The sequence below is a fragment of the Thiohalophilus sp. genome, from assembly GCF_031581315.1.
Classification (GTDB): domain Bacteria; phylum Pseudomonadota; class Gammaproteobacteria; order UBA6429; family Thiohalophilaceae; genus Thiohalophilus.
On the sequence record NZ_JAVLAZ010000030.1, the window covers coordinates 12,269 to 15,181 of the forward strand.

Below are 2,913 nucleotides of genomic sequence, written 5' to 3' on the forward strand. Positions count from 1 at the left end.
CCCGTCGGCGTGGTGACAACCGGTATGCATCTGGAAGTGCTGGCACAACGCGATGGTTACATGAAGATTCGCACCGACAAGGGACTGACGGGCTGGATCAGGGATATTTACACTACCGAAGAGCCTCCGGCGATGATCCGGCTGGAGCAGATCAGGGAACAGCGCGCCGCGATGGAGAAGGAGCTCGAAGAATTGCGCCAGGCGGTCAAGGCCCTGGAGGAAGCCAATCATACGCTCAACAACCAGCTTGATGATCTCAAGGCCGAACGTTCCAAGCTGCAATTGCGCGTGGCCCGCAATGCGACGCAAACAAAGGAAAACAGCAGTAAAGTGGTTTTCTGGGTCATCGGGCTGGTATTGATCGGGATTGCCGCTTTTGCCGGGGGTATAGCCTGGCAGCGTCATCAGACCAGTCGACGTCTGGGTGGATTACGTTTCTGATCCGGCTGCCGCAAGCCTGTGCCAGGCTCAGTTCATCAGGCTGTGGACCATGGCATCGAGCACATCGGCCGATTGCAGGACGTCATCCAGCGCATTTTTCAAATCGCTTTCCGATAAGCCCAGCCGCTCATAAAGCGTGCTTGCCAGCTCGCCGCTATCCGCATCGGATAGATCGTGCTGTTTAAGCAGCTGATCGGTGACCTGAGTCAGCCAGACATAATCGGCAAACTCTCCCTGGTAGTTCAGATTATGATGTTGGCCGACAACCGCCCGCAGCTCACCCGGCATTTGCCATTCCTCCATCAGGCGAACACCCAGCCGTGCATGGGTAATACCCAGTAGCTGTTCTTCCAGTGCAATCACCGGTTCGGCATCATCCGCGTTGAGCGCGTTGTTCAACCAGTGATAATTATCCGGAAACAGTTGTGCCAGCACCAGGAAACCGATGTTGTGCATCAGTCCGCATAGATAGGCAATTCCCGGTTGTAGTTTCTGGTCCCGATCGACCTGTTGACTCACGTTCTGCATCAAAGCGGCACTATAGGTGGCGCTGCGCCAGAAATGATTCAGCCCCAGTTTTCCGGATTCGGGAAACCGGAATGCCCTGGCCATGGCACTGCCGATGGCCAGATACATCACAGTTTCAAAGCCGAGTACCCGAAAGATCGCATCATCCAGCGTCTTGACCTGGCCACGCTGGCCGAACAGAGGCGAGTTGGCATAACGGATGATCTGGGCGGCCAGGGAGGGGTCCAGCATAATAATGTCAACCAGCTGCTCGACGGTGGCATCGGAATCATCACGCAGTTTCAAAATGCGCAGGGCCAGCTCGGGAATCGGCGGCAGCTGATCAATCTGCTCCACCTTGTCGGCGATATACAGTTCCTCCGGCAGGTACGGCTCTGCCAGGCTCTCGCGGGTCTGGCGGGGGCGAAACGGAATGACGTTGTCCCTGCTGTTATCCTTGTCCCTGTTGTCACTCATCGTGCGTGGCGCCCCTTTTTTGCTTATGATTGTGTGATGGAGTTAACATACCTGATGCCGGTTACTTTATAACAATACTTCCCCGAATGTCAGTCCCGGGATGCAGACTGAATCCGGTGATACAATTCGACTGACTATGGAACAGGCCGCAATGGCTGTCAATTCCAGGGCGTATCTGTCCTGACTCAGTCGTCAGAAAAAAACGATAATAATCACAGTTGGTGCCGCGGATGAATGACAAGCCGGTTTTAACAATCGAAGTCCTCAAAAAATACGAACCGATCGCCTCACTCTCCACCGAGCGCCTGAACGAGTTGTTGAGCCTGCTGACACTTGATTCACCCGGTATCGGTGTCAGTCTGTTTCGCGAGGGGGATATCGACAATCAGACAGTCTACCTGCTGGACGGCGATATTCAGCTCAGTTCTTCCGATGGGGCTATCAGCAAAGTGATCACCGCGCGGGATGATGAGGCGCGCTTTCCGCTGGTCGACGGTCAGCCGCGACAGGCAACCGCCACGGCCCTGACACGCGGGCATGTGATTCGTATTGAGAACAGTATTCTCGATTATATGATGATGTGGGATCAGATGGCGGTATCCGAAGACCGCGATACACAGCCCGCACAGACGGTGACACCGCCTCCGGAACAGGAAACCCCCGCAGGGGAAGGCGGGCGCAGCTGGATCCGCAAGGTCCGCCATATCATGGCGTTTGAGTCGATGCCGCCGGCCAATATCAAACAGCTGCTGGAGAAAATGCAGCCGCTGGATGTTCAGGCGGGGGAGCGCATTGTCGAACAGGGCGAGCCCGGGGATTATTATTATGTGCTGACCGAAGGTGAGGCGCAGGTGACCCGCACGGTGCGTCTCGCCAACCTGGAAGCCGGCAGCAGCTTTGGTGAAGAAGCCCTGCTCTCCGGCGGCAAGCGCAATGCCTCGGTGACCATGGAAACCGACGGTCAGGTAATGCGACTGGCCAAGGAAGATTTTGACGCCCTGCTCAAGGAGCCCATGCTGGCCCGGCTCTCGCCGGATGAATCACGGGTTCGCGTCGCCCGGGGTGCGCGCTGGCTGGATGTCCGTCACGCCCGCGAATTTCGCCACAGCCGCATGCCCCACGCCATCAACATCCCCCTGCACGAACTGCGCATGCGCCTGGATGAGCTGGACAAGGAGATCGAATACATCTGTTACTGCACCACCGGCAAGCGCAGCTCCGCGGCCGCCTTTTTGCTGGTCCAGAACGGCTTCAAAGCCAGCGTTCTCAACGGCGGCATCCAGGTCATGCCCCAGGACCTGCAGCGGGATTAATCTATTAGCCTCTTTTAAATTCTCTGGGAAGTAACGCGGAGGACGCGGAGGCGCTGAGACGCAGAGTAAGAGATAATCAAGATATAAGGTGTCTTGGATCGTATTACATCTGAAACAGATCATTTCAAAATAATTTTTCTCCGCGGCTCTGCGCCTCCGCGAACTCTGCGTTTTT

3 protein-coding genes are annotated in these 2,913 nt (G+C 56.1%); 2 read left to right on the plus strand and 1 reads right to left on the minus strand.

The window, feature by feature from the left end; genetic code table 11:
- Positions 1 to 441, plus strand: a 441-nt coding sequence (locus tag RI563_RS06225) for a TIGR04211 family SH3 domain-containing protein (protein WP_310693501.1), incomplete at its 5' end; no start/stop codon positions are given.
- Between the two features lie 27 nt (positions 442 to 468).
- Here RI563_RS06225 and RI563_RS06230 read toward each other — a convergent pair.
- Positions 469 to 1,425 (minus strand): HDOD domain-containing protein, encoded by a 957-nt coding sequence (locus RI563_RS06230; protein WP_310693502.1) that lies wholly within the window; start codon positions 1,423 to 1,425, stop codon positions 469 to 471.
- A 230-nt stretch (positions 1,426 to 1,655) separates the two neighbouring features.
- Here RI563_RS06230 and RI563_RS06235 point away from each other — a divergent pair, with 230 nt between their 5' ends.
- Entirely contained in the window at positions 1,656 to 2,738 is a 1,083-nt protein-coding gene (locus RI563_RS06235; RefSeq protein ID WP_310693503.1) for a cyclic nucleotide-binding domain-containing protein, read from the plus strand.
- Positions 2,739 to 2,913: the final 175 nt, after the last annotated feature.

Bases quoted from the DNA above. Each gene is read 5' to 3' on its own strand.
- RI563_RS06230 (WP_310693502.1), bottom strand. From the start codon at position 1,425: ATGAGTGACAACAGGGACAAGGATAACAGCAGGGACAACGTCATTCCG.
- RI563_RS06235 (WP_310693503.1), top strand. From the start codon at position 1,656: ATGAATGACAAGCCGGTTTTAACAATCGAAGTCCTCAAAAAATACGAA.